Genomic DNA, 24,967 nt, shown 5'->3' on the forward strand with positions numbered 1-24,967 from the left:
CCTCGCGTGGTTCCGGGCCCTGGCATATCGCGGTGGTATGGCTGGGACCGGGCTGACGAGGTGGCTGGGTGGGTATTGCGCCAATGCGCCGTCACTTGCTGTGGCTGGACATCCGAGCCCATGGGATGTCTGTCGGGCGCTGAGCGCCCTCCCACGTGGTTCCGGGGCGAGGCGTATGACGGTGGTTGACCTGGTTGCAAGTCAGCGAGGTGGCTGGCAGACCTCCCAGATCGGCTCCGCCGCTCTGGCAGGGACCCCGGGCGCAGCGCTGATGCGCCGTCACCACGGGTGGTTGGGTACCGCTTACCGCTTGACGGTTCCATCCATGGGGTTTTAGGCGGGAACGGCCGAGCCTGGCGGGTCGGGGGGCTCGTGGCCGGGGGCGTCCCAGGGGAGACGATCGCCGTGGCGGTGACGCTTGCGGCGGTAGGCGCGGTCCTCGACGCGCAGCAGCCAGGCATCGACGAAGAGCCGCTCGCCCGGGCCCAGGGTGGCGGCGACGGCCGGCGGCGGGGCCTCGGTGTAGACGCCGACGACGTAGGGCTGCTCGGCGATCCGGCCGGCGGCCTGGGGTGGCAGCGGGACCAGCGCCAGCCGCGGCGGGCAGTCCAGGGTCACCGACACGAGCTGGCGCAGAGCGTCGAGCGCCGTCAGCGGCCGGGTGGGAGGCGGGGCCGTGGTTCCCGGCACCGGGCTCTCGGTGCCGGCTGGCGCCGCGGGAACTCCGGTGCCCGGGCCGAGGACGACCAGCAACTCCACCGGGACATCCCAGCTGGGCCTGCCCTGTGCACCCTCAGTGGTCTGCCCGGTCACCAGAAGCCACCTCCCGCCGCAACGGTAGCGCGCCGCACCCGCGCCCCGGAACTGGCCAAGGCCGGACAACCGGCAACCGGCCCGTTCAGGCGACGACGGCGCGCCCGCCAGCGGCCCCCGCTAGGTGAGCAGAGCGGGGGCCAGACGGCGCCATTCGTCGCGGGGGAGGGTGTTGTCGGCGGTGAGGACCTGGACGCAGACGTGGTCGGCGCCGGCGGCGCGGTGGTCGGCGACCCGCTGGGCGATCGCGGCCTCGTCGCCGATGACGATCGTGGCGTCGACGAGGCGGTCGGTGACGGAGAACAGGTCGTCATCGGTGAACCCGAGCCGGCGCAGGTTGTTCGCGTAGTTCGGCAGCTGCAGGTAGCCGGTCAGGAACGGCCGGGCGATCTCCAGGCCGGCGACCCGGTCGTCGGTCAGGACGACAGTCTGTTCCGGCGCCAGCAGCGGCCCGGCTCCCAGCGCCTCGCGCGCGATCGCCGTGTGCTCCGGGCTGACCAGATACGGGTGCGCGCCGCGGGCCCGGGTACGGGCGAGCTCGAGCATCTTCGGGCCGAGGGCGGCGAGCACCCGGTCGGCGACCGGCACCGGCGGGGTGGCGGCGTCGATGGCGTCGAGGAAGGCCGTCGTCGCGCGCAGCGGCGCCTGGTAGCGGCCGGGCTCCTTCTGGTCGACGAGCGGCGCGTGGCTCACGCCGATCCCGAGCAGCAGCCGGCCGCCGAACTTGTCGGCGAGCGCGGCCCGCGAGGCGGCGACGTCGGCAGGCTCGTGCATCCAGAGGTTGAGGATCCCGGTGGCGACGACGGCGCGGTGCGTCGCCCCGAGCAGGTTCTCCAGCGCGTCGAACACCGGCCCACCCGCGTCCGGGATCCAGATCGCCTGGTAGCCGAGCTCGTCGATCTCGGCCGCGGCCTCGGCGGCCGGGCCCGGGGCGCCATAGCGCAGCTGGGAGTTCCAGATGCCGACTCCGCCAAGATCCATCGTGGCCGCGCCTCCTCGAGTCTGGTCAGGCGGAGATACCCGACCGGTCACGTGACCGTATCTAGCCGGCCGTGAGCCTGCCCACACGTCATCCCCGGGTGACATCGGCGGATGTCACCGAGGGATGACGTGGTTTGCTGAGATGTCGGGCGGCGCGGCCGCCCGTCCGTGGCATGCCGCGGCCCGTGGCGACACAGGGGCGAAAAAGGGGTGGCTGTGAGCGTCCAGCAGCATGGCCGAAGGTCGCGCGACGATGGCGAAGCCTCGCGCGACCGGAGGCTTCTGGCAAAGGCGAGCAGTTTCGAGGTGGCCGGGCTGCGGCTCGCGGGGGACCGGTGGGACCCGCCGGCGGGTGACAGCCACGGGGTCGTGCTGCTGATGCACGGCGGTGGGCAGACCCGCCACTCGTGGCGGCGCACCGGCGAGCGGATGGCCGAGCTCGGCTGGACCGCCATCGCGCTGGACGCCCGCGGCCACGGCGACAGCGACTGGGATCCGGAGCAGGACTACAGCCACGTCGCCATGGCCGACGACCTGGGCGAGATCGTGCGCCAGCTCGGCGAGCCGCCCATCCTCGTCGGCGCGTCGATGGGCGGGATCACCGCCCTCGTCGCGCAGGCGCGCGACCCGGGGCTCGGCCGGGCGCTGGTCCTCGTCGACATCACCCCGCGCATCGAGCCGGCGGGCATCAAACACATCTTCGAGTTCATGACGTCGGCGCCGAACGGGTTCGCGGACCTGGAGGAGGCCGCCGAGGCGATCGCCGCCTACAACCCGAACCGCAAGCGGCCGCCGAGCCAGGAGGGCCTGAAGAAGAACCTGCGGCTGCGCGACGGCCGCTGGCACTGGCACTGGGACCCGGCGTTCATGAAGATCCGCGAGGAGGCCCGCCGCGAGCTCGGCCACGACGTCCTCGAGGCCGACGGCCCCGGCGCTTCCGGGGGCGCCGACGTGGCCTCGGAGGATTTCCTCGCCGAGGCGGAGCGGGCGATCCAGAGCGACCGGCTGCGCGACGCGGCCCGCTCGATCCGTGTCCCGGTCCTGCTGGTGCGCGGCAAGCAGTCCGACATCGTCAGCGAGGAGGGCGCCGCCGAGCTGCTGGCGCTCATCCCGCACGCCGAGTATGTCGACGTCACCGGCGCCGGCCACATGGTCGCCGGGGACGACAACGACGTCTTCGCCGGCCGTCTCGGCGACTTCCTCGCGCGTCTTCCCGCGCTGCCGCCGCGCTGACGGCCGCGCCGGTCCGGCGGCGCATCGGTCCGGTAGGTCGCCAAGCGATGTCATCGTACGATGACATCGCCGGGTGACATTGCCGGACGAGGGTGACACGGCGGGACGGGAGCGGCGAGATGGGCGTGGGTGACAGGTCCACGGGTGCGGCGGCGGGGAAGAGCACCACTGGGACGGCCACGGCGGGAGACGCCGAAGCGGGAACGAGCAGGACGCGAACGGGCGAGGCGGGAACCATCGAGGCGGGAACCAGCGAGGCGGGAGTGGCCGCCCGGCCGCGTCTCCTGGTGGCGACGCTGGTCTACACCGGCCTGGTCGTCTCGCTGATCGGGACGCTGGGAACGCCGCTCATCCCGCTGGTCGTGCGCGAGCACCATGTGTCGTTCGTCGCCGCGCAGTGGATCCTCACCGTCACCCTGCTCGTCGGCGCGGTCGCCGGGCCGACGCTCGGCCGGCTCGGCGACGGGCCGCGCCGCAAGGGCGTGCTCATGGGCGGTCTCGGCTCGGTGCTCGCCGGCGCGGTCGTCGCGGCGACGGCGTGGAACTTCCCGCAGCTGGTCGCCGGCCGGGCGCTGATGGGCATCGGCCTCGGTCTCATGCCGCTGACGTTCGCGACCGCGCGCGAATGCCTGCCGAAGGCGAGCGGCGTCCGCGTCGTCGCCGTGCTGTCGGTGAGCGTAGCCAGCGGCACGGGCCTGGGCTACCCGCTCACGGGGACGATCGCCGACCGCGTCGACTACCGCTACGCCTTCTGGCTGGCCGCCCTGCTGACCGCCGCCGCGATCGCCCTGATCGCCGTCGCGGTGCCGCGCGCCGGCGCCGCCACCCGGCTGCTCGCCTCCGGGCAGGCGCGGCGCCGGCCGTTCGACGTCCCCGGCGCGGCGCTGATCGGGCTGACGCTCGGCGCGGTGCTGATCGGGTTCAGCCAGGCGCCGCGCTGGGGCTGGGGGTCGGCGCCGGTGCTGGGCCTGTTCGCCGGCGGGGTGGTGCTCGCGGCCGGCTGGCTGGCCGTCGAGCGGACCAGCCGCGCACCGCTCGTCGATCTGCGTTACCTCAGCCCACTGCCGGTGATGGTCAGCAACGGCGCCGCCGTCTTCATGGGCTTCGGGATGTTCGGCACGGTGTCGCTGGTGATCAGGCTGATCGAGACGCCGCTGTCCGCCGGGTACGGCTTCGGCGGCGGGGTCCTGCTGGCCGGCCTGATGATCATGCCGGTGTCGGTGGGGACGCTGGTCGCGACCAGGGTGGCGCGGGTCGTCGACCGCCGCTTCGGCACGGCGGCCGTGCTGACGCTCGGCGGCCTGGTGGTCGCGGTCGCGAGCCTGGGGCTGGCCGGCTGGCGCGGGCACCTCGTCGAGGTCGCGGTCGCCACGGGTCTGCTCGGCGCCGGCATCGGTACTGCCTTCGCCGCCATGCCGACGCTTATCATCACGCACGTGCCGCTGGCCGAGACCGGCAGCGCCACCAGCTTCAACCAGGCCATGCGGGTGGTGGGAGGCTCGATGGGCAGCGCGCTGGCCGCCTCGTTGCTCGCCGGCTTCACGCCGGCCGGTGCCCTGCTGCCCCGCGACGCGGGCTACACGGCGGCCTTCCTCATGCTCGGCCTCGTCAGCCTGCTCGGCGCCGTGCTCGGCCTGGTGCTGCGCGCCAGCGGCCAGGTGCCGGCGCGCCCGCCGGCCGAGCCCCGGCGGGGCGGCGTCCAGGCCGGTGGCATCGCGCTGCCCGCGCGGGGCGGCTCGGTGGCCGTCGAGGCCCCGGCCGAAGGCCGCGCGACGATGGCGAAGCCTCGCGCGGCCGGCGGCCTTCAGCGGACCACGGTGGCGCCGGCGCTCGCCGCCGGGGGCGGGGCGGCGCCGTGATCCCCAGAGGCCCCGCCGTGGGCCAGTCCGGGCGCGTGGACCGCGTGGAGCGGGCCGCCCGGGGCGGCGCCGAGGCCACGGTGACCCCGACGACCAGGCGCCGGGACGCCCGGCGCAGCCGGGAGCGGCTGCTCGCCGCCGCCGCGGAGCTGTTCGCCGAGCGCGGCTACGCCGGCACCTCCCTGCGGGCCGTCGCCGAGCGGGCCGGCGTCGACGCCGCGCTGGTCGCCCGCTACTACGGCGGGAAGGACGGCCTCTACCGCGCCGTCCTCGCCGCCGACCCGGTCGTCTCCCCGGTCGTCGACGAGAGCGACGAGGGTCACGAGGCCGACGACGAGGCCCGGCGGCGGGCGGCGGACGAGCTGGCCGGGCTGCTCGCCCGGATGGTGGACCGGTGGGAGAACGGCCCGGCGACCACGGTGGGCCAGAACGTGTTCCGCTGCGACCTGGACGACGCGGCCGCGGCCGCGACCGCCGAGCGGGTGGGGGAGCGGGTGCTCCCCCTGCTGCGGGCCGCCGCCGAGCCGCCGGGCGGTCCCGACAGCGAGCTGCGCGCGGAGCTCGCCACCGTGGTCCTGCTCGGGATCGGAGTCGCGAGGACCGCCGGCACGTTGCCCGCGCTGGCCGCCGCCGATCCCGAGGAGCTCGGCGTGTATGCCCGAGCCCTGCTCGACACGGTCCTCGGCCGCCGCTGACGGTCACCGCGCGCCGCGGCTGCCGCCCGTCGCCCGCCGTCTGCTGCCCGTCGCCCGAAGTCCGTCGCCCGTAGTCCGCTGCCCCGCTGTCCGTTGCCCGCTGTGCGTTCGTCCGCGGACGGCGGGCACGGGATCCGGACAGCGAGCGTGGGAGCGAGGTCCACGCGACCATTCTGACGCTCCGTCAGATTTGGCGGCCGGAATGTGCGCGAACGATGCCGCGCGTCGCGTAGCCGGAGGATAGTGGCCCCTATGACCCACGCCACAGGCCCCACGCCCGCCGGCTGGGACGGCGGCGAGGCTGCCGGTCAGGACGCCGGCCGCGCCGCGGCGGCCCCGAGGTCGTTACCTGGCACGACCGCGAACGGTGCGGCCCCCACAGACCCGGCCGTCGTGGGCACCCCGGCGTCGCCGTCCGCCGGACCGGACGTGTTCGCGCCCGCGCGGCTCGGGCCCATCACCCTGCGTAATCGAGTGATCAAGTCGGCGACCTTCGAGGGCCGGACGCCAAAGGGGCTGGCGACCGACGATCTGATTGCGTATCACGTCGCGCCCGCCGCGGGCGGCGTTGGGATGACGACGGTGGCGTACTGCGCCGTCGCCCCCGAGGGCCGCACCGACCGTCACCAGATCTGGATGCGCCCCGAGGCCGTGCCGGGCCTGCGCCGGCTCACCGACGCGGTGCACGCCACCGGCGCCGCCGTGTCCGCGCAGCTCGGCCACGCCGGCCCGGTGGCCAACGGCGCCTCCAACCGGCTGCCGTCGCTCGCCCCGACCCGGCGGTTCAGCCCGTTCGGCTCCATGACCAGGGCGACCAGCACGCAGGACATCGAGCGCATCGTCAGGGCGCACGCCGAGGCCGCCCGGTTCGCCGCCGAGGCCGGCTTCGACGCCGTCGAGCTGCACTTCGGCCACAACTACCTGGCCAGCGCGTTCCTCTCGCCCAAGCTGAACCACCGCACCGACGGCTACGGCGGAAGCCTCGCGGGCCGGGCGCGGTTCGCCCGCGAGATCGCCGCCGCGGTGCGGGTCGAGGTCGGCGGGCAGCTCGCGATCCTGGCGAAGCTGAACATGGACGACGGGGTCGACGGCGGGCTGTGGCTGGACGAGTCGGTCCAGGTGGCCCGCCTGCTGCAGGACGACGGGTCGCTGGACGCGCTCGTCCTCACCTGCGGCAGCTCGCTGCTCAACCCGATGTACCTGTTCCGCGGGGACGCGCCGGTGCGCGAGTTCGCGAGCGCGTTCCATGGGGTGACGAGGGCTGGGCTTCGGCTGGTCGGCCCGCGCTTCCTGAAGGCCTATCCGTACCAGCCGCTGTACATGCTCGATCACGCCCGGCAGTTCCGCGCCGGGCTCACGATGCCGCTGGTGCTGCTCGGCGGCGTCACCGACAGGGCCGGGATGGACACGGCGATGGCCGAGGGCTTCCAGTTCGTCGCCATGGCGCGGGCGCTGCTGCGCGAGCCGGATCTCGTCAACCGGCTGCGCGAGGACGCGAGCACGAGGTCGCTGTGCGTGCACTGCAACAAGTGCATGCCGACGATCTACTCGCGGTCGCGCTGCGTCCTCACCGACCCCGCCGCCTAACGCGGGCGGGCAGGGGGAGGCGGGGTTCGGCATGTTCCCCGCTTTGTCCTGTTTTGCGACGACAGGCCTGACGCCTGTGCCGCGTCGCGCACCTGGCCCCAAGCGCCCAAGCCGTTCATGATCTGGTGGAATCCTCGGATCTACCAGCTCCCAAAATCGCACCAGATCATGAAGCGCGCTTCCGTTAGTGATCCTGGGGACAGCGGCCGCCAGGCGTGCGAAAGAAGATCATTTTCGCACGCCCTTTGGCCCTCTAGGCGGAGATCCGGCGTCGGCGGCGGGACGGGTCGCGGCCGCCGATCGGCCAGAGGTCGCGGCTGGGGTGCTCGTCGACGTCCTCCATGATCCCGGTGACCAGGGCGGCGACGGCGCCGACGAGCGCGACCGCCGCGCCGACGATCGAGATCGTCCAGGAGGCAAGGCAGACGCCGACCGTCCCGACGGCGAAGCCGGCACTGATGACCAGCACCATGGCCCAGGACAGCGGCTTGGAGTGGTGTGGCGTGGGTAAGTCGCTCACCGGCGGCCCTTCGCGGGTCCGTCCGCTCCGCCGAGCGCGGCGCGGTTATCGGCGATGATCGCACGGCCCGGCCGCTCCGTGGCCGGAATCACATCAGAATCGGGCCGCGCGGACCGGAGACGACGAAGCGGCCCGTCCCCTGGCAGGGACAAGGCCGCTTCGTGTGCCGGGTGTCGCGCCGGGGAGTTCCTACGCCGAGTACGCCGAGTCGAGCTCGACGTCGCCGGTCAGGCCGGGCTTCAAGCCGAGATCTGGCGGCGGTACGAGGCGTCACGCCCGCCGATCGGCCAGAGGTCGCGGCTCGGGTGCTCGTCGACGTCCTCCATGATCCCGGTGACCAGGGCGGCGATGCCACCGAGGACCACGACCGCGCCCCCGATGATCGAGACCGTCCAGGAAGCCATGCAGACCCCGAGCGTGCCGACGGCGGTACCGATGGTGATGACCAGCACCATCACCCAGGACAGGGGCTTGGTGTGGTGTGCCGAGTGGGTTTCGCTCACCGTGGACCCTTCGTGCGTGCGTTGTGCGCGGTCAGCGGGACGGAGGCCCGTCCCGCCGCGATGCTATCGGTCGCGCGCACGTCGCCCGGCCGCGAGTGACCTCCGTGACGCGACGGCGACGGCGTGACCTCGCCCGTAGGCGGTCACGCCGACGGGACTTTGCCCGCTGGCGGGCCGCGCCGACACGAGATCTCGTCCGCCGGCGGACGCGCCGGCAGACGTCAGACGCCGGTCGCCGCGGCGGCGAGGACGACGAGGGCCGTCACGGCGGCGGCGGTGCGGATCGCGTTGAACCGGTCCCAGCGCACCCGGTGCCGCTCCCAGTCCGCCGGCGGCTCCTCCGGCCGCCATGACGCCATCGCGATGTTGATCGGCAGGTCACCGCGGACCGTGACGATCACGTTGGTCAGCAGCGAGACGAACCCGACGCCCGCGAGCGCCGCTGAGGTGGTGGAGTCACCGACGGCGGCGGTGACCGTCAGCGCGAGCGACGCGACCAGCGCGGCGAGCTGCAGCGGCACCATGAACCGCGGGTAACTGGCGTCGAATGCCTGCTTGATGGTGATGTACGACGCCACCGGCAACGAGTGCATCGCCGGCCGGATCGCCACCAGCCCGACCGTCATCGTGCCGGCGACCAGTCCGGCCAGCACCAGGGCCACCACCGCGAGCGCGGTCATCACCGAGCACCTCCCTGCGCGCGTGGACCCGGCCATGCCCCGAGCCAGGCTTCCTCACCGCGCACGCTAGCGGCGCACCGTGGGCACGCGGACACGGGAACCTCGACGATCGCCCGGCAGCTTCCTGCCAGCGTGACTTGCGGCCAGGCAACCGGGTCGGGACCAGCCCGCGCGGCGGCCGGCCGGCCAGGTGACCGTCCGTGCCGGGGATAGCTCTGTGAGCGACCGACGGCACCACGGCTCCAGGCATCCCACGCTCTACCTGCCCAGCAACGTGGTTGGGCGTGACCCGTTCTGGTGAGGCGTCGGCACAACCCGGCCTGGTGAGGGGTCAGCACAACCTGGCCACCGCCAGCGACAGCGCATCGGCGCACCGCCAACGCGACCCGTTCTGGTGAGGGGCCAGCGCAACCTGGCCACCGCCAGCGACAGCGCATCGGCGCACCGCCAACGCGACCACATCCCGACCCCGATCCACGCCAGCCCCGGCCATACACCTCAGCCCCGAAACCAGGCTGGGAGGGCGCCCTGGGCGCCCGATGGCGAAGCCGGGGTTCCTGCCGGATCTGCGGAGCAGATCTGGGAGGTCCGGAGCGGTCGCGCAAGCGACCTTCGAGCCCGCTTCGCCTTATCCGGGGAGTGGCGGGAGACTGAGGCAGCCGCGCAGTACGTTCTCGACGGCGTCGGAACGGGCATGGTCGCCCATGGAGCCGGTGACGAAGGCGTAGGCGTAGCGGCCGGAGCGGCTGGCCCAGCCGAGGCTGCCGCCGAGGCCGCCCATGCCGAACCCGTCCTCGTCGACGCCGAAGCCCAGCCCCCAGGCGTTCAGGCTGCCCATGACCCGGTCGGGACCACTGCACTGCGCCGTGGTGGCCTCGGCGAGCAGGCTGGGCCCGAGCAGCTGGCCGGACAGCAGCGCGGCGTACAGCCCGGCGACGGCGCGGGCGGTGCCATGCCCGTTGACCGCCGGAACCTCGGCGGCGCGCAGCGCGGCGCTGTTGGCCACGGCACCGTCCTGGACGCCGGGTGGGTTGCCGATCGCCCGCTTGTAGAGCTCGGGACGCCCATCGGCGGCGCGCAGGCGGAACGCCGCGTCCAGCCCGGTGAGCTCGACGGCGCGGGCCTGCTGCTCGGGCGTGAGACCGATCGTGAAGTCGAGCCCGAGCGGCTCGCAGACCTCCTCGCGCAGGAACGTGGCGAGCCGCCGCCCGTCGACGTGCCGCACCAGCTCGCCGAGGAGGTGGCCGTAGAACAGCGCCGACTCGCCGTGCGCCGTGCCCGGTGTCCACAGTGGCTGCTGGGCCGCGAGCGCGGCGCAGATGAAGTCCCAGTCGAACAGCGCCGCCGTCGGCAGCGGCCGGTCCAGCGCGACCAGGCCTGCCTGGTGGGCCAGCACGTGCCGGACGGTCGCGGGCGCGGCGAAGCCGGGCCAGTACCGGTCGACGCGGCTGTCGAGGTCGAGCCGGCCGCGTTCCACCAGCAGCAGCGCGCACACCGCGGCGAACGGCTTCGTCACCGAGTACGGCATGACGATGCTGTCGCGGCCCCAGGCCGTCATGCCGGCCGCGTCCGCGGTGCCGCCCCACAGGTCGACCACCCAGGCGTCGTCGTGCCAGGCCGCCACGGCGGCGCCGGTGCCCGCGGCCTCGGCCAGCACCCGCTCGAACGCCACCCGTACCGGTTCGAAGCCCGGCGCCACCACGCCCCGCGCGGCGGCGCCCGCGCCCGCCGAGCCGCCGGCGGCCCCGCCCGCCATGACGGCGTCGGGCGCGCCACCCTCACCGCCCCCGCCCCCGCCCCCCGCCTCGGCGCCGCCTGGGTCGGCCACCGGCGCGGGAGCGACGGGCGCCTCCGCGGTGGGACGGGCCGCGGTCGGGGCCGCCACGTCGGTCGTGGTCGGGTCGGTGGCGACGGCGCCGCCCGCGGCGGCGGGTGCGGGAAGGGTCATGGCGGCGATTGTCCGTCCGAAATTGCGCGTGGGTGTCGTTTCCACGCCTAGGGCGCGTCCCGGAGTCGTAACCCAACCGACACGTTGGCCCGTTCAGGCAGGCGGGTCTGTCACCGGCGGTCACCGGTCGTCGCGCGGACGGCCTCGGTGGCGAGCAGCCGGGCCAGGACGTCGCCCGCCGCGCGGATGTCGTCGTCGTCCACGTCGAGGTGGGTGAGCAGGCGCAGCGACGTCGGCCCGGCGGTGCCGACGAGCACGCCCTGCGCGGCCGCCCTCGCGGCGAAGGCCTCCGCGTCCGGCACCGTCACGAAGATCATGTTCGTCTCGACCAGTTTCGGCTCGACGCGGCCCGGGGCCGCGTCGGCGAGCGTCGCGGCGAGCTCGGCGGCGTGCCGGTGGTCGTCGGCCAGTCGGTCAATGTGGTGACGCAGCGCGTACAGGCCAGCCGCGGCGAGCACCCCGGCCTGACGCATCCCGCCGCCGAGCCGCTTGCGCCACACCCGGGCCCGCGCGATGTGCTCGGCGTCGCCGACGACGAGCGAGCCGACCGGGGCGCCCAGCCCTTTCGAGAGGCAGACCGAGAGCGTGCCGAACAGCTGGCCGAGGCGGCGCGGTTCGACCCCGAGGCCCACGGCGGCGTTCCAGATCCGGGCGCCGTCGCAGTGCAGCACCACACCGGCGTCGTCGGTGATCGCCCGCAGCCGCTCCAGCCGGTCGAGCGGCCAGATCCGCCCGCCGGTGCGCGCCTGGGTGTTCTCCACGGCGACGACGCTGGTCGGGACCATGTTGTAGGTCTTCGGCGCCGAGCGTGGCCGGATCTGCGCGGCGAGCTCGGCGAGGTCCAACGGGCCGGCGAGCCCCGACAGCGTCCGGGTCTGGACCCCGCCGAGCGCGGCGAGCCCGCCGAGCTCATAGGTGACGATGTGCGCCTCGGCGTCGGCTATGACCTCCGTGCCGATCTCGGCGCTCGCCCGCAGCGCGCAGAAGTTGCCCATCGTCCCGCTCGGCACGAACACGGCGGCCTCGTGGCCGAGCAGTCCGGCCGCGTGCTCCTCGAGCGCACGCACCGACGGGTCCTCGCCGTAGACGTCGTCGCCGACCTCGGCCTCGGCCATCGCCCGGCGCATGTCCGCCGTCGGCCGGGTCACCGTGTCGCTGCGCAGGTCGATCGCCATGTCTGGCACGATACGGCCCGCCATTCGCCGTGCGGCCGGCGTCGGCCGCGCCCGGTACGCCGCCGGCATCAGCGACGGCGGCGCAGCGCCGCGAGGAAGCCGTCCCCGTCGTCGCCTGACTGGCCGGAGCCCGCCCAGGCCTGCGCACCCGGCTGGCCCGGCGCGGGGAGCGTGGGATCGCGCAGGGCGCGGGCCGCGGAACGGCGGGTGAGGCCGGTGAGCCGGTCAAGGTAGAGCGTGCCGGCCAGATGGTCGGACTCGTGCTGCAGGCAGCGGGCGAGCAGGCCGGTGCCGGAGTGCTCGACCGGTTCGCCGTGCGCGTCCACGCCGCGCACGATGGCGCTCGCCGCCCTCGTCGTCGCGTAGTGGTAGCCGGGCACCGACAGGCAGCCCTCCTGGTCGGTCTGCTCGCCGGGGCCGAGCTCGAGGACCGGGTTCGCCACGACCCGCGGCTGGCGCCGCCGGGGCTGGTCGTCGGCGTCGGCGTCGTCCTCATGTCGGTCCGGCCGGTTCGGCTGCCAGTCCGTGTCGAACACGAACAGCCGCAGGCCGACGCCGACCTGCGGCGCGGCCAGCCCCACCCCGGGCGCCGCGTACATCGTCTCGATCATGTCGTCGACGAGCCGGCGCAGCCGGTCGTCGAAGACCGTGACCGGATCGGCGGGGGTGCGCAGTATGGGGTCGCCCAGGACCCGGATCGGCAGGATGGTCACCCTTCCAGGATCCCAGCCTTCCACCCGTCCGTGCCGTCCCAGCCTGAGCGCTAGGCCAAAGGCCACGCGATGATGGCGGAGCCTCGCGTGGCCGGAGGCCATCAGACACGGCCTAGGCGGCGGGCGCGTCGGCGGAGCGGACGACGCGGTAGCCGGCGCCGGCGAGCAGCTGGGGGATCAGGCGCACCATCTGGGCGTCCTTGTCCTTTGTCTCCGTGGACAGGTCGTCATACGGGCGGATGTCGGGGTGGATCAGCCGCTCGTTGTCCCGGGCCTCACCGCCCCGCCAGCCGTGCGCGAGCCGGTCGCGCATCCAGCGCTCGTGCTCGTGGCGGGCCAGCAGCTCGACCTCGTCCAGGGTGAACGCGAACGGCGGCGCGTCCGGCGTCATCCTGGCGCTCGCGCAGCCGATCAGGTTCAGCTTGGTCTCGATGTCGCGGGCCTGGTCGTAGTTGTTGGTGCGGTACTTCTCCGGCAGGTTCTCCCACGCGACCAGCGCCTCGTTGTCGTCGCTGGCCTCGCCGGAGTCCAGCCGCTGGCGGCAGTAGTCGGCGTGGATCGCCTCGGCCCATGCTTCCAGCCGGTCATCAGACACGTCATCAGGATCGCAGGCCGCGTCGAGCTGCGGAAAGATGACCATGTCGTCGTAGAGCGCGTCCATCGGGCCCTGCCCCTCCTGTCGACCGGGGCGCAGCGCGTCCCCGAGCGGGCTACCTCTGTCCACCCGGACGACGACCGACCGGCGGGTCGGCGGCCGGGCCGTCGCGAGCGCCTTGCGCAACGCCAGCTCCTCGTCGCCGTAGCAGACGAAGATCTGCTCGAGAAAGCCGGCGCCGGGCGCGCGGGCGTGCGCGCGCCGGTCGAGGTCCGCCTCCTCGGCGCGGACGTCGTGGCAGTCCAGGTCGAGCGCCGCGTCGAGAACCTCGTAGCGGGCGCGCAGTGCCTGGACGGCCGTGCTCGCGCGCTCGTCGACCACCACCACCGGCAGCCGGAAGGCGCCCTCGCCGAGGATGCGCCTGCGCCGCCGGGCGATCTGGAGCAGCAGCTCCCGGCCGAACGGCGACAGGCCGGCGACGACGACCGGCCCGCCGCCGGCCGGCGTCCAGGTCGCCGCGAGATCGTCGAGCAGCAGCCGGGCGCCGAGGCGGGCCGTGTTGAAGAAGTCGACCGTGACGGCGTCGCTCGCCGGCTGGCGCAGCAGCAGGATCCACAGCGCGTCGAGCACGTCCGGATCGGACTCCTCGGCGTAGCAGCGCAACGCGGTGGACCGGTCGCGCCCGGCGGCGGTGGCGATGGCGACGGCGGCGATGAGTACGGCCGCGTTGCGGCCGGTCGCGGGCCCGGTCACGTAGAGCCTGTCGGCGCGGGCGAGGCCGGCGCGGCGCAGCACCGCCTCGTCGGTCGGGTCGCCGGCGAGCACGGTGACCCGCTGGTCGCCGACGAGGCCGGCGAGCTCCGCGTGGGCGCCGGGAGCGACGAGCACCACCTGGGCGCCCTCGGCGCGCAGCTTCGCGACGAGGGCGAGCGCGCCCGGCCCGTCGCCGCAGACGACCGCGTGGCCATGGGCGAGCCGGGCCCGCAGCCGGGCCACCGGCAGCACGAGCGCGTCGGCGAGCGCGTAGAACGTCGCAGCCGGGGCGAGGAAACGGGCCACCTGCAGGGGTGCCGAGAGCGCCGTGTCGGGCAGGTCGGGCGGCTGGAAGACGAACAGGCCGAGGGAGCCGTAGAGCAGGTCGAGGAAATGGCCGCCGAACGACCCGCCGACGCCGGCCGCCTCATACATCAGCCACTGGCCGGCAATCCCCAGGCACATCGCGGCGACCGCCGCGACCCCGCACAGCACCCGCCATCCTCGGGGGTCGACGAGCAGCGTGCGTAATCCGTCCGCGGCCGCGTCACGGCGCGTCCGACGCGCTCGGCGTTGCCGTTCCCCGGCGTCGCTCACCACGCTCGTCAGCTCTCCTCGTGTCTCCGGACGGAGCCTGCGGGTCCATATGGGGTTTTGATGGGTTGCTGGAGCGCTTGGAGTTATTGGAGTTCAGAGAAGACGGTACGGGTGGGAAACCGTGGAGCTTGCCGCGTTCTCCCGGGTGGGCGGCTTCGCGAACCTTATGCCTAACGGCCGCATTTGGCGCGGTCAACGCGGTGGTCGGTTGTGCGACAGCGGTCGGTGAACGGCTCCGAAGGACTCCCGAACGGCGGACCGGATCCGGATGGGGCCCGTGGCTGGCAGCAGGATTCGCTGGGGGGAAGATGTGGGATTGGCGGTGACGTCTCGTAGGTCACCTCGTGTATCGGTGGACTCGGTGGGCAGTGGCGCGGGACGCTGGCTGGCGTGCTGACCAGGATTGATCACGTCGGGATCGCGGTGGCGTCGCTGACCGAGACCATCCCGATCTATGAGCAGGCGTTCAACCTGAAGTGTGTGCATCAGGAGACCAACGAGCGCCAGGGCGTGCGCGAGGCGATGCTGCTGGTGCACTCCGGTGACACCGGTGGCTCCTACGTCCAACTGCTCGAGCCGATCCGCGACGACACGCCGGTGGGCAAGTTCCTGGCCAAGCGCGGCCCGGGTATCCACCACATCGCCTACGGCGTCGACGACATCGACGCGGCGCTGGCGTCGCTCACCGTCGGCGGCTTCGACCTGGTGAACAAGACCCCGGTGCACGGCACCTCGGGCAGCCGGATCGCCTTCATCCACCCCAAGGGCCTTGGCGGCGTCCTCACCGAACTGGTCGAGGCCGCCGGCGGCCACTGACACCGCCGTCGGCCACTGACACTGACATGCCAGCGCCCGCGCAGGTCCCCGAGGACCGGCGCGGGCGCTCGCGCGTGGCTACAAGCCGTCAACCCGCGCTCGCCGCGGCCCGCAGCGCGGCGGCGCGGTCGGTGCGCTCCCAGGTGAGGTCGGGCAGTGACCGGCCGAAGTGACCGTAGGCGGCGGTCTGCCGGTAGACCGGGCGCAGCAGGTCGAGGTCGCGGATGATCGCCGCCGGGCGCAGGTCGAACACCTCGGTGACGGCGCGGCCGATCGCGGCCGGCGCCACCTGCTCGGTGCCGAACGTCTCGACGAACAGGCCGACCGGCTCGGCCTTGCCGATGGCGTAGGCGACCTGCAGCTCCACCCGGCGGGCCAGGCCCGCGGCCACCACGTTCTTCGCGACCCAGCGCAGCGCGTACGCCGCCGACCGGTCCACCTTCGACGGGTCCTTGCCGGAGAACGCGCCGCCGCCGTGCCGGGCAGAGCCACCGTAGGTGTCGATGATGATCTTGCGGCCGGTGAGGCCCGCGTCGCCGACCGGGCCGCCAACCTCGAACCGGCCGGTCGGGTTCACCAGCAACCGGTAGCCGTCCACCTCCAGCTCGCCCAGCCGGCCACCCCGGCCGCTGATCTCCTCGACGAGCCGCTTGAGCTCCGGCTCGACGACCCGGGATCGGATGTCGGGCGCCAGCTGGCCGTCCAGGTCGACGCCAGGGGCGTGGTGGGCGGAGAGGACGACCGTGTCGAGGCGCACCGGCCGGTCGCCGTCGTACTCGATCGTGACCTGGGTCTTGCCGTCGGGGCGCAGGTAAGGGACCCCACGGTCGTGCCGGACGGCGGCGAGGCGGCTCGCCAGCCGGTGCGCGAGCGTGATCGGCAGCGGCATCAGGTCGGGCGTCTCGTCGGTGGCGTAGCCGAACATGATCCCCTGGTCGCCGGCGCCCTGCCGGGACAGCTCGTCGACGCCGCCACCGCCGGCCGTCGCGCCCTGGCGACCCGCGGGCCCGAGACCGGTGCGTGCCTCGTAGGCGTTGTCGACACCCTGGGCGATGTCAGGCGACTGGGTGCCGATCGAGACCAGCACGTCGACCGTTGCGGCGTCGAACCCGGTGGCTTCGTCGTAGCCGATGCCGGCGAGCGTGCGCCGCACGGTGTCGACGACGTCGACGTCCGCGCCGGTCGTCACCTCGCCGGCGACGTGGACCCGGCCGGCGGCGAGCAGCGTCTCCACCGCGACTCGGGAACGCCGGTCGCCGCTGAGGTAGGCGTCGAGCAGGGCGTCGCTGACCTGGTCGGCCGCTTTGTCGGGATGACCCTCGGTGACCGATTCCGAGGTGAACAGGCGTCGGGACATGAAATACCTCGTTTCGTGCGCGCCGACGGTTCTCGGCCCGTGGCGGATGACGCCAACCAGTGGGCGGGCGCCTATCTTCACCCCCGCGTGGCCCTTTCCCCGGCATCCGGCGGCCCCGTCTCCGCCCGCGCCGCGCCCATTCCCGGCATTCAGCCCGAACTCCGCGCGCGGGATGCCGCCCCCTGTCCGGTTCGGCTTCGGCCGCCGCCGGCACCCCCACGTCGCGATGGCGGAGTGGAACACTCTGCGCGCATGACGTGCTGACGGTGAGAAAGGAGCTTGGAGAGTGAGACGCTAAGTGTTGGGTCCTGCACACATAGCGAATATTGATCGCTGTAAGTGCCTGAGAGGACGCGCTTACAACCGGCGAAATCCGAGATGAAACGTGATGCCGGTCACGAAGGTTTTCTGGAAAGTGCTGAAGGAGAGCGGGAAACACGGACGGTCAGCGATCGGGAACGTGGCTGGCCACGATTCGTGTTTGCCTACTGGCCGGAGGCCCACCTATGTTTGTTCTCGTCCGGCCGGGGCGCACCTTTCCCGGGCCGGGCGAAACGCCGGGCCGACGCCGCTTCTGCCCACGGTCCCGGCGCATGTCGTCTCTTCTATCGCGGGGCAGAAACGGAGGAGCCCGGGCTCGGGCTCAGCCGGAGGGATGCCAGCAGGAAAGCTGCGTTCTCCAGGCGCGCCAGGCCACAGGATGGCCGGGGCGTCACCGCGCGCCGTTCCAGCATCGTCCTCGATGTTGGTCTGTGCGCGTTCCGTTGGTGTAGCGGGAAAGCCATTTCTTGTCGATCCGACGCAACCGCAAGAGCAGCCTCCGCAACCGTCTCGTCGCCATCGCCGCGGCGGGGGCCGTCGTCACCACCGGCGGGCTGATGGCTGCCTCTCCGGCCAGCGCCGCGACCGTCTCCGACACCTCCATCGCCGCCGCCGCTAAGTCGGCCGGTCTTGCCGGCTGCCGCGGCGTGTCGACGGGCACCTGGGTGGCCATCGCCCTGGCCGAGTCGCGCGGCAACACCCACGCCCACGCGACCGGCATCGAGGACTCGCGGGGCCTGTGGCAGGTCAACCTGTGGGCCAACAGCGACCTTGTCGGCGGGCGCAACCTCTACGACGTGTCCAACAATGCCTGGGCCGCCAAGCGCGTCTGCCACCGTCAGGGCCCGACCGCCTGGTCGACCTACACCAACGGCGCGTACAAGCACTTCCTGGCCCGTGGCCATGCGGCCGCCGCCAAGGTCTGAGCTGAGCCTGACCAGCTCGGGCTGAACGCCGCACGCCGGACAACGCGAGGCCTCCCCGCATGCGGGGAGGCCTCGTCGTCGTTCTGGTGCCTGGTGCCTGGTGCCTGGCGGCCTTACGCCGACGGGGCGCCGCTGCGCCGCCGGGCCGTCTCGGCCGCGCGGCGGCGCAGGCGCAGGAGAGGGATGCGGCGGTCGCCGGCCTTCTTCTGGTATTCCGCGAAGGCATCGGACTGCGCGACGAATCCGGACCACTCGGCGTCATAGTCGGAGCCGGTGAGTTCGGTGGCGGTGACCTCGACGGCTCCGTCGGCGGTCTCGATCGTCGTGTCGGGGCGTGCGACCAGGTTGTGATACCAGGCCGGATGCGTGGGGGCCCCGGCGAACGACGCGGCGATGACCCAGCCGTCGCCGGAGCGGCGGCCCAGCACCGGGTTGACGCGTTCGACGCCGCTGCGGGTGCCGACGGTGTGCAGCAGGATCAGGCTGCGGCCGAAGCCGCCGGTGATGACGTTCCCGTTGTTCGCGCGGAACTCCGCGATGACGGTGTCGTTCCAGCTCAACGCAGATCGCTTCCTTCGTCCGTAGGGGCCCCAGGGCCTTGGTCGCGGTGGAGCGGCTGGGCGGCAGGCGCTGGCCCACCGCCCGGGAAACGTAACGCCGGCGGCGGTCCCCGCCTGCCGGGCGCGCCGGGTCAAGAATCGAGTCAGCGTTGTCCACGCTGTTGACGACTACCCGTCAAAGAACGACCAGAACGGCGAGGGTTGTCCTCGACCAGAAACGGCGAGGGCTGTCCTGGACGACGGCGGCACCGTCGGTTTCTGATCGCCAGCGTGGGGCGGAACCGGGCGACTCGCCGGGACCGGACGCCGTAGGCTGGCGCGCCATGGAACTGTGGGAGCTGGCCGCGCGTGAGCAGGTACGGGACACCGTGGCGACGTACAGCCACAGCGGCGACCGGCTCCGGCTCGAGGACCTCGCGGCCTGCTTCACCGCCGACGGTGTGCTGGAGACCAAGGGCGGCTGGACGGCCCACGGCCGAGCGGAGATCATCGCCCGGCTCTCCGGAGTCCAGGCCCTGACGGCGGCCACGACAGTGCCCGGACGGGAGGCCGGCCCCAGGAGCGCCAGCGGCCCCGGGCCCGCGGGCAACGGAGCCGCGTCAGCGGGCGGCGGCGCCGCGGACGGGCGGGCGTTCATCCGGCACTTCGTCACGAACCTGCGGTTCGAGTCGGTGACACCCGACCGGATCACCACGTCGGCCTATTTCGCGGTGTTGACGGTTGCCGGCCTGGACCACTGGGGCCGTTACCGCGACGTCCTGGTCCCAGTCGAGGGGCGGTGGCTGTTCGCTCACCGTCTCGTCCGCACCGACGCCCACGCCCCCGGCTCGCCCTTCCGCGCCTGAGCGCCGGCTGTCCGCGCCTGGGCGTCGGCCTTAGCCGGCGTCGTCTTCGGGGGCGAAGCCGGAGAGGGCTGTGACGGACGGGATGAAGTAGTAGGCGCCGCTGACCGGGGTGGTGTAGCGGGTCAGGGCGTCGCGCAGGCCGTCCTCGGTCGCTCCCGCCATGCGGCGCAGCATGAGGTCGAGGATGCGTTGCTCGGCGGCGAAGCCGACGAACATCGTTCCGTGGTCGGTGACCGTGCCGTAGGCGGTGTTGCGGCGGAAGATCTTCAGCTCCTCGCCGTCCTCCTCGACGACCGTGCGCGAGACGTGCGAGGTCGCCGGCATGACGGAGTCGTCGAGTTCGACGCTGTCGGCCTTGGTACGGCCGATGACCTTCTCCTGCTCGGCGACGCCGATCGCCGCGAAGCTCGCCGTGTCGTGCGTCCACTTCTGGAACAGCAGCACGCTTCCGCCGGCGCCCGGCCCGTGGGCGATGATCGCGACGCCAGGCGCCGCCAGCAGCGACGGGTTCTCGGTGCCGTCGATAAAGCCGGTGAGGTCGCGGTCGTGCGCGTACACCCAGCCACCGACCTCGGTGGCGACGTTCGCGACCCCGGCGAGCGCGGCGATCACCTCGAGCCCGTTGGTGTAGACGGCGGTCCGGTTGGCGCCGGCGATCCACAGCACGGCGTCACGCTGGGTGGCGGGCATCCGGAAGCCGTCGGCACCGACGATCGGCTCGTTGAAGCCGGTGACGCCGGCGGGCAGGCCCTCGGGCGCCACCTGTGCCCACAGTTCCGGCCGGAACCCGACGACCAGGTTGACACCGCCCCCGGTCGACAGGGGCCCGACCAGTCCCGCGACCGCCTTCGCCAGGTCCACCGCGGATATGCCGTCCCGGAGGTCGAGCTCCAGGTAGCTGTGCTCCGGCGCGCCAAGCCCGAAGATCCCCGGCTGCGTCACTGACCCGTCCTTCCCACCCGTGTCACGTACGTTCTCGGTTACGCCCAGCCGGGGCCGGGCTACCGGGCTCTCCGGGCTCATCGCCCAGGCGCGATCGCGCCAAACCGGCCATCACGGTCAATACGGTCAACACCGCGACGTTACCCTGCGCGGACCAGGCAGCTTCGCGCGGACGCGCGGGCCCGGGGCCGGGCTGGGAACAGCGTTGCGTCCGGGTCGGAGCCGGAGCTGGCTGGGCTGGCGGACAACGGGCCCGAGGCTGGCGGCGCGGCGCCCGGGTGGTGGCGGGGCAGCTGTCACTACACCTCGAACAACGGCACCTCGCCCGGCATCGGCTGGTCCAGAACGCGGCGGAGCAGCAAGACCTCCCGTCGCCAGTCCTCGGCGCTCGCGGTCTCGGACCACAGCTCGGCCAGTCCGGAGCCGTCGGCGAGCACCCGGTCCAGCGCCTCGACCGCGAGCGAGCGAAGGTCGTCCGGGAACGCCGGCAGAGGCTCCAACGGCCACCGGGAGTCGCTGACCGGCTCGCCGCCCGGGCACTGCGCGGCGATCAGCGCCGCCGCGACGACGACGTGGGAGCCGGCATCGATCTCGAGGTAGCCCTCGGTGTCGACGGCCCGCACCAGCAGCCGTCGGACGAGATCGACCCGGTTCGCGGCCGGCGCGTCGAGGAGATCATCGACAAAGTCCAGCGCACCGTCGTTGTCGAAGTGTCCCGGACCCCACGCACCCACAGCGGTCTCCTCGTGTTCGGCGCTGCCGGGTGATTCTCTCGGTCGCTACCGACACTTTTCGCCGGTTGTCATGGGCGCGTCGTGGCGAGAACCGGTGGTCGGGCCCTGGCCCGCGGTTCCCGCGGACGTGCCACGCTACCCGCCGGCGCCGGGAGGGGAACCAGGGGAGGAGCCCGACGGGTCGGTGCGCGGCGCGAGCCAGTCGGGCCACGGCACGGGCGGGTTGGGCAGCGGCTGGACACCTCGCCTGGCCAGGAGCTCGGCAAAGCCCTCGGGGTCCGCGGGCACGGCTCGCGGGTCGCCTGTCATGATCTCGTAGAGGGTGGCGCCCTCGGGCCCGGCCACCAGTGGTCCGAAGGTCGCTCCGTGCTCCAGGGTGATATGGGTGCCCGCGGGGCAGGGACGGTCGCCGATGAGCACCTCTCCGGCGACGACGAGGACGAAGTGGTCGGACTTGTGGCTGTGCCGCTCGACGATCACCCCCGGGTCGTAGCGGGCGTAGATGACCATCCGTTCCGGCGACCACTCGAGGAACTTCTCCCAGACCGACACCCGCCGCCCGTCGGCGTGCGTCTGCGCCTTCACCTCGGTCCATGGCACGTCTCCCACGGAGACGATCTTCAGGTCCGGCTTCTCCTCCGGCACGGTGCCCCCTTCCTGATCGGCCTGCTTCGACGCCATCCCGCCTCGACGCGGTGTGGCGTGGGTCTCGACAGGTCGCTCGGCGAAAAGTAGCTTTCCGAAAAGCGATCCGCAATCCCGCTCCTCGCGGGTTGCTCCGCTCGCCACCGCGCCGCACGCCGCACAAGGGGGCATGGCCATGGCCTTGACCGACATCACCGCGCCCACGACCGCCACCGGCTCCGTCACCCCGGCCCCGGAGGACCTGCCGAAGATCATCTCGGTGGATGACCACATCCTGGAACCACGCGACCTGTGGCAGCGGGAGCTGCCGGCCGCGATGCGCGGCCGCGGGCCCAAGGTGGTGCGGGAGAAGCTCAAGCTGCACTTCGCCGGCGGGCACTACGGCTTCGAGCGCGACGCGCCTGACGGCCGCTGGTGCGACCTGTGGCTCTATGACGACCTCGTCTACCCGACCGGCCTGCTGCACGCCTCCGCCGGCGTGCCACCGGCCGAGGTGAAGAACCTGCCGGCCATCTACGAGGACTTCCGGCCGGGCACCTACGAGCGGGACGCCCGCCTCGCCGACATGACCGCCAACCACGTCGAGGCGGCGATCAACTTCCCGAACACGTTCCCGCGGTTCTGCGGTCAGGGCTTCTCCGAGCGGCCGGACAAGGACGTGGCGCTCGCCTGCATCCAGATCTACAACGACTGGATGATCGACGAATGGGCGGGCGGCGCCGGACAGGGCCGTCTGATCCCGCTGTCGCTCATCCCGCTGTGGGATCCCGAGCTTGCCGCCGCCGAGGTGCGCCGGTGCGCGGCGAAGGGCTCGTACGCGGTGTCGTTCTCCGAGAACCCGAGCAAGCTCGGGTTCGCCTCCATCCACTCCGGCGCGTGGGACCCGCTGTTCCAGGCGTGCGAGGAGACCGGAACCGTCGTGACGATGCACATCGGCTCGTCGTCGACGCTGCCGTCGACGTCGCCGGACGCGCCGCTGGCGGTCAGCATGTCGCTGTCCTCGCAGAATGCCGAGGGATCGCTGTGCGACTGGATCTTCTCCGGCACGCTCGACCGTTTCCCGAGCCTGACCATCGTCTACGCCGAGAGCCAGGTCGGCTGGATGCCGTACCTGCTGGAGCGGATGGACCTCGTCTGGAAGGGCGGCGTCGGTGGTGGAGCCGCCCTGCCGAACCCCCCGAGCAGCTACATCAGGGGCCGCGTCTACGGCTGCCTGTTCGATGACCAGCACGGGCTGATCTCCCGGAACGAGGTCGGTCTCGACCAGATCGTCTTTGAGACCGACTACCCGCACACCGACGGCACCTGGCCGAACTCCCGCGCCGTCGCCCACCGCCTGTGCGCGGGCGCCGGCATGGACGCGGGCGAGGTCCACAAGTTCGTCCGCGGCAACGCCATCCGCGCCTTCGGCCTCGAACGCTTTGGAATCAAGGATTGAGCTCGCTGGGCGCTACAGTCGGCCGGGATGGCTGACAGCGCGGTGACCAGAACGGATCCGGCGGCGGCGCCGGCGGCACTCGTGGAGCCGACGACGCCGGCGCCGTCGGTGACCGCGTCGGGCGGGCGCGCCGCGTCGGGCGGGCGGGCGGCGTTGGGCGGGCCGGCCGGTGAGCCCAGCTGGGTCGACGAGGTCGGCCTGACCGGGGGCGCCGGGCTCCTCGCCCGGCTGGTGCGGCTGAACATGCTCGTCTCGACGGCGCTCGACGGTCTCGTCGAACCATTCGGCCTGACGGTGGCCGACTACCTGGTTCTCGGCACGATCCGGCACGCGCCCGGCGGCCGGGGCGCGCCGAGCCGCCTGTGCCGGGTGCTCGGCCGGACCAGCGGTGGCATGACGCTCACCCTCGACCGTCTCGCCGCCGCGGGCCTGGTCCGCCGTGCCCCCGACCCGACGGACCGCCGCCGCGTCATCGTCGAGCTCACCGACGTCGGCGACGCTCTGAGCCGGCGCGTCAACGACCGCCTCCACGAATGGGAGAACACCCTGCCACTCCCCGCGGACCTGCGCGCCGGCCTTCACGACACCGTTGACACCCTCATCGACGCGGTGACCCCCGACCGACCGCGCTGACCCTCTCTTCGTCAGCGACGGCCGTGTACGGCGAGACGTGAACGTGGCCGCTGCCCGTTCAGCTCCGCTCAGGTGTGGACGCCGTCGACGTAGATGTCGACCTTCTCGTCGTAGAAGCAGACCAGGCCCGCGATGCGAATGCTCTCCAGCAGCGGCGCCGGGTAGTACCAGACGACGTCGTCGTGGACCTTGCCGTCGACCTCGACCCCGTAGTAGCTGGCCGTCCCCTTGTACGGGCAGCCGGTGCTGGTGGACGACGGCCGGAGCAGCTCAGTGCGGGCGTCGGTCAGTGGCAGGTAGTAGCGGGGCCGGATGCCGGTCTCGAACAGCACGGTCGGGCGGGTCGACTCGGCGACCGTCACCCCGTCGATGTCGACCCGGACGTGCCGGGAGCTGGAGAGGATGTCGATGCGGTGGTAGGGGTTGCGGGCGTGGACGTAGACGGGCTCGTCCTCCTCCAGCCAGGTGTCCATCGCGTCCCAGTCGAGCCGGACCACGTCGCGCAGCTCGGGGAACGGCGAGTCCGGGTAGGTCAGGGCGGCACCGGCCGCGCGGTGCTCGCCCGCGACCACGTCGTGACGGTGGGCGTCGCCGCGGCTCGGGGAACGCACGATCTCCCCGGTGGGCTCCAGCGTGGCCTTCAGATCGGCCAGCGGCAGGTAGTAGACGGGGTAGTGCGGGCCCTCCCAGACCAGCAGCGGCCGGACCGTGTCGACGACGACCACGCCGCCCAGCAGCGGCCGCACCCGCTTGTGCGCTTCCTCGAGTCGAACCCGCCCTCGGGCGCCCGACGCGGCCCCTGATCCCTGGCCTGCCGTGGGTGCACTGGTGGCCGCCGATGACTGTGCCGTGGCCGGACTGGCCGTCGTCTCGGTCGTGCTGGTCGTCGAGCCGGTCGTCGTCATGCGTTTCTCCTCCGTCCGTCCGCTACCTAGGTAACGGCACCCCCAAGAGCAACCTTCCACGGATGACGACCACAAGCTCCCTCACAGGCACGATCGTCGGGCCGACGGCGCGCCAGGTTCGACCCCGTCGGCCTACCGTGGGTCGGCGACCGGAGACCAGGGATCATGAAGTGGACCGCTGGGTCCATAAAGA

Annotated in this window: 24 protein-coding genes; 9 read left to right on the forward strand and 15 right to left on the reverse strand. The window is 72.9% G+C overall.

Going from position 1 to position 24,967, the window contains the following annotated elements:
• Positions 1–333: 333 nt before the first annotated feature.
• Both BCD48_RS35510 and BCD48_RS35515 read right to left on the reverse strand, forming a co-directional pair.
• A complete protein-coding gene (locus tag BCD48_RS35510; RefSeq protein ID WP_071052784.1) occupies positions 334–813 on the reverse strand; it encodes a hypothetical protein in 480 nt (159 codons plus the stop codon).
• A gap of 120 nt (positions 814–933) precedes the next feature.
• A complete protein-coding gene (locus BCD48_RS35515; RefSeq protein WP_071052785.1) occupies positions 934–1,794 on the reverse strand; it encodes an LLM class F420-dependent oxidoreductase in 861 nt (286 codons plus the stop codon).
• A gap of 306 nt (positions 1,795–2,100) precedes the next feature.
• On the opposite strand from BCD48_RS35515, the gene BCD48_RS35520 reads away from it, so the two are divergent.
• The 4 genes from BCD48_RS35520 (at position 2,101) to BCD48_RS35535 (ending at position 7,168) form a co-directional block, all read left to right on the forward strand.
• Entirely contained in the window at positions 2,101–3,027 is a 927-nt protein-coding gene (locus BCD48_RS35520; protein WP_241842250.1) for an alpha/beta fold hydrolase, read from the forward strand.
• Positions 3,028–3,146: 119 nt separating this feature from the next.
• Entirely contained in the window at positions 3,147–4,886 is a 1,740-nt protein-coding gene (locus tag BCD48_RS35525) for an MFS transporter (protein ID WP_241842251.1), read from the forward strand.
• Positions 4,883–5,581: a TetR/AcrR family transcriptional regulator gene (locus tag BCD48_RS35530; protein WP_083419696.1), complete on the forward strand. Its 699-nt coding sequence runs from the start codon at positions 4,883–4,885 to the stop codon at positions 5,579–5,581. The genes BCD48_RS35525 and BCD48_RS35530 overlap by 4 nt, the downstream gene beginning before the upstream one ends.
• A 252-nt stretch (positions 5,582–5,833) precedes the next feature.
• Complete coding sequence (locus BCD48_RS35535) at positions 5,834–7,168, forward strand: NADH:flavin oxidoreductase (protein ID WP_241842252.1); 1,335 nt, start codon at positions 5,834–5,836, stop codon at positions 7,166–7,168.
• Between the two features lie 253 nt (positions 7,169–7,421).
• On the opposite strand, the gene BCD48_RS35540 is transcribed toward BCD48_RS35535, so the two are convergent.
• The 7 genes from BCD48_RS35540 to BCD48_RS35570 form a co-directional block, all read right to left on the reverse strand.
• Positions 7,422–7,688, reverse strand: a complete 267-nt coding sequence (locus BCD48_RS35540) for an HGxxPAAW family protein (RefSeq protein ID WP_071052786.1) — start codon at positions 7,686–7,688, stop codon at positions 7,422–7,424.
• Between the two features lie 239 nt (positions 7,689–7,927).
• Positions 7,928–8,191, reverse strand: coding sequence for an HGxxPAAW family protein (locus BCD48_RS35545; RefSeq protein WP_071052787.1), 264 nt, complete (start codon positions 8,189–8,191; stop codon positions 7,928–7,930).
• A gap of 221 nt (positions 8,192–8,412) precedes the next feature.
• The gene (locus BCD48_RS35550) at positions 8,413–8,871 is read right to left on the reverse strand and encodes an anthrone oxygenase family protein (RefSeq protein ID WP_083419697.1); all 459 of its coding nucleotides are present in this window, start codon (positions 8,869–8,871) and stop codon (positions 8,413–8,415) included.
• 628 nt (positions 8,872–9,499) lie between these two features.
• Entirely contained in the window at positions 9,500–10,819 is a 1,320-nt protein-coding gene (locus BCD48_RS35555; RefSeq protein WP_083419698.1) for a serine hydrolase domain-containing protein, read from the reverse strand.
• Positions 10,820–10,929: 110 nt separating this feature from the next.
• Complete coding sequence (locus tag BCD48_RS35560; RefSeq protein ID WP_198543529.1) at positions 10,930–11,994, reverse strand: threonine aldolase family protein; 1,065 nt, start codon at positions 11,992–11,994, stop codon at positions 10,930–10,932.
• A gap of 68 nt (positions 11,995–12,062) precedes the next feature.
• Positions 12,063–12,707: a peptide deformylase gene (def, locus tag BCD48_RS35565; RefSeq protein ID WP_071052790.1), complete on the reverse strand. Its 645-nt coding sequence runs from the start codon at positions 12,705–12,707 to the stop codon at positions 12,063–12,065.
• Between the two features lie 112 nt (positions 12,708–12,819).
• A complete protein-coding gene (locus BCD48_RS35570) occupies positions 12,820–14,652 on the reverse strand; it encodes a RyR domain-containing protein (protein ID WP_071052830.1) in 1,833 nt (610 codons plus the stop codon).
• Positions 14,653–15,042: 390 nt separating this feature from the next.
• Here BCD48_RS35570 and mce point away from each other — a divergent pair, with 390 nt between their 5' ends.
• Entirely contained in the window at positions 15,043–15,468 is a 426-nt protein-coding gene (mce, locus tag BCD48_RS35575) for a methylmalonyl-CoA epimerase (protein WP_071052791.1), read from the forward strand.
• 88 nt (positions 15,469–15,556) lie between these two features.
• Here mce and metK read toward each other — a convergent pair whose 3' ends face one another.
• On the reverse strand, positions 15,557–16,825 hold the full coding sequence (gene metK / locus BCD48_RS35580; protein WP_071052792.1) for a methionine adenosyltransferase: 1,269 nt from the start codon (positions 16,823–16,825) through the stop codon (positions 15,557–15,559).
• A 788-nt stretch (positions 16,826–17,613) separates the two neighbouring features.
• Here metK and BCD48_RS35585 point away from each other — a divergent pair.
• The gene (locus BCD48_RS35585; RefSeq protein ID WP_071052793.1) at positions 17,614–18,072 is read left to right on the forward strand and encodes a transglycosylase SLT domain-containing protein; all 459 of its coding nucleotides are present in this window, start codon (positions 17,614–17,616) and stop codon (positions 18,070–18,072) included.
• A gap of 113 nt (positions 18,073–18,185) precedes the next feature.
• Here BCD48_RS35585 and BCD48_RS35590 read toward each other — a convergent pair whose 3' ends face one another.
• The gene (locus tag BCD48_RS35590) at positions 18,186–18,632 is read right to left on the reverse strand and encodes a nitroreductase/quinone reductase family protein (RefSeq protein ID WP_071052794.1); all 447 of its coding nucleotides are present in this window, start codon (positions 18,630–18,632) and stop codon (positions 18,186–18,188) included.
• A 323-nt stretch (positions 18,633–18,955) separates the two neighbouring features.
• Here BCD48_RS35590 and BCD48_RS35595 point away from each other — a divergent pair, with 323 nt between their 5' ends.
• The gene (locus BCD48_RS35595; RefSeq protein WP_071052795.1) at positions 18,956–19,477 is read left to right on the forward strand and encodes a nuclear transport factor 2 family protein; all 522 of its coding nucleotides are present in this window, start codon (positions 18,956–18,958) and stop codon (positions 19,475–19,477) included.
• A 30-nt stretch (positions 19,478–19,507) separates the two neighbouring features.
• Here BCD48_RS35595 and BCD48_RS35600 read toward each other — a convergent pair whose 3' ends face one another.
• From BCD48_RS35600 to BCD48_RS35610, 3 genes are all read right to left on the reverse strand, one after another.
• Complete coding sequence (locus BCD48_RS35600) at positions 19,508–20,419, reverse strand: Dyp-type peroxidase (protein ID WP_071052796.1); 912 nt, start codon at positions 20,417–20,419, stop codon at positions 19,508–19,510.
• Positions 20,420–20,718: 299 nt separating this feature from the next.
• On the reverse strand, positions 20,719–21,153 hold the full coding sequence (locus tag BCD48_RS35605; RefSeq protein WP_071052797.1) for a DUF4259 domain-containing protein: 435 nt from the start codon (positions 21,151–21,153) through the stop codon (positions 20,719–20,721).
• A 135-nt stretch (positions 21,154–21,288) separates the two neighbouring features.
• The gene (locus BCD48_RS35610) at positions 21,289–21,834 is read right to left on the reverse strand and encodes a hypothetical protein (protein WP_241842253.1); all 546 of its coding nucleotides are present in this window, start codon (positions 21,832–21,834) and stop codon (positions 21,289–21,291) included.
• A 139-nt stretch (positions 21,835–21,973) separates the two neighbouring features.
• Here BCD48_RS35610 and BCD48_RS35615 point away from each other — a divergent pair, with 139 nt between their 5' ends.
• Both BCD48_RS35615 and BCD48_RS35620 read left to right on the forward strand, forming a co-directional pair.
• A complete protein-coding gene (locus BCD48_RS35615) occupies positions 21,974–23,236 on the forward strand; it encodes an amidohydrolase family protein (protein ID WP_083419708.1) in 1,263 nt (420 codons plus the stop codon).
• Between the two features lie 42 nt (positions 23,237–23,278).
• Positions 23,279–23,869: a MarR family winged helix-turn-helix transcriptional regulator gene (locus BCD48_RS35620; protein WP_274536616.1), complete on the forward strand. Its 591-nt coding sequence runs from the start codon at positions 23,279–23,281 to the stop codon at positions 23,867–23,869.
• A gap of 68 nt (positions 23,870–23,937) precedes the next feature.
• Here the strand turns inward: BCD48_RS35620 and BCD48_RS35625 are convergent, their stop codons facing one another.
• Positions 23,938–24,774 (reverse strand): DUF427 domain-containing protein, encoded by an 837-nt coding sequence (locus BCD48_RS35625; RefSeq protein WP_083419700.1) that lies wholly within the window; start codon positions 24,772–24,774, stop codon positions 23,938–23,940.
• Positions 24,775–24,967 lie beyond the last annotated feature (193 nt).

This window comes from Pseudofrankia coriaricola (genome assembly GCF_001854805.1).
GTDB lineage: Bacteria > Actinomycetota > Actinomycetes > Frankiales > Frankiaceae > Pseudofrankia.

Bases quoted from the DNA above. Each gene is read 5' to 3' on its own strand.
- BCD48_RS35595 (WP_071052795.1), top strand. From the start codon at position 18,956: ATGGAACTGTGGGAGCTGGCCGCGCGTGAGCAGGTACGGGACACCGTG.
- BCD48_RS35560 (WP_198543529.1), bottom strand. From the start codon at position 11,994: ATGGCGATCGACCTGCGCAGCGACACGGTGACCCGGCCGACGGCGGAC.
- BCD48_RS35610 (WP_241842253.1), bottom strand. From the start codon at position 21,834: ATGGCGTCGAAGCAGGCCGATCAGGAAGGGGGCACCGTGCCGGAGGAG.
- BCD48_RS35535 (WP_241842252.1), top strand. From the start codon at position 5,834: ATGACCCACGCCACAGGCCCCACGCCCGCCGGCTGGGACGGCGGCGAG.
- BCD48_RS35515 (WP_071052785.1), bottom strand. From the start codon at position 1,794: ATGGATCTTGGCGGAGTCGGCATCTGGAACTCCCAGCTGCGCTATGGC.
- BCD48_RS35525 (WP_241842251.1), top strand. From the start codon at position 3,147: ATGGGCGTGGGTGACAGGTCCACGGGTGCGGCGGCGGGGAAGAGCACC.
- BCD48_RS35550 (WP_083419697.1), bottom strand. From the start codon at position 8,871: ATGACCGCGCTCGCGGTGGTGGCCCTGGTGCTGGCCGGACTGGTCGCC.
- BCD48_RS35555 (WP_083419698.1), bottom strand. From the start codon at position 10,819: ATGACCCTTCCCGCACCCGCCGCCGCGGGCGGCGCCGTCGCCACCGAC.
- BCD48_RS35615 (WP_083419708.1), top strand. From the start codon at position 21,974: ATGGCCTTGACCGACATCACCGCGCCCACGACCGCCACCGGCTCCGTC.
- BCD48_RS35625 (WP_083419700.1), bottom strand. From the start codon at position 24,774: ATGACGACGACCGGCTCGACGACCAGCACGACCGAGACGACGGCCAGT.
- metK (WP_071052792.1), bottom strand. From the start codon at position 16,825: ATGTCCCGACGCCTGTTCACCTCGGAATCGGTCACCGAGGGTCATCCC.